The organism is Paraburkholderia sp. BCC1886 (genome assembly GCF_900996245.1).
GTDB lineage: Bacteria > Pseudomonadota > Gammaproteobacteria > Burkholderiales > Burkholderiaceae > Paraburkholderia.
Window position 1 is genome coordinate 1 of sequence record NZ_CAAJGK010000031.1, and the last position, 230, is coordinate 230.

General features: G+C 58.7%; 1 pseudogene. It reads left to right on the forward strand.

The window, feature by feature from the left end:
- Nucleotides 1-49: 49 nt before the first annotated feature.
- Nucleotides 50-230, forward strand: a pseudogene (locus FQ746_RS02765) (electron transfer flavoprotein subunit alpha/FixB family protein); the annotation flags it as partial.

The following is a 230-nucleotide window of genomic DNA, read 5'->3' on the forward strand; positions in this document are numbered from 1 at the left end:
GTCGAGAAGCTGAAGAACGAAGCCAAAGTGCTGTGAAGGAGACAGGGTAATGACGAATCTGGTAATCGCAGAACACGACGCAGCAGAGCAGGTCCCCTTGGGGGGCAATGCGTCGATCAAGCCGGCGACGTTGAACACCATCGCCGCTGCGCAGAAAATCGGCGGTGACGTTCACGTGCTGGTCGCGGGTCACAACGCTCAGGCTGCAGCAGATGCAGCAGCGAAGATCG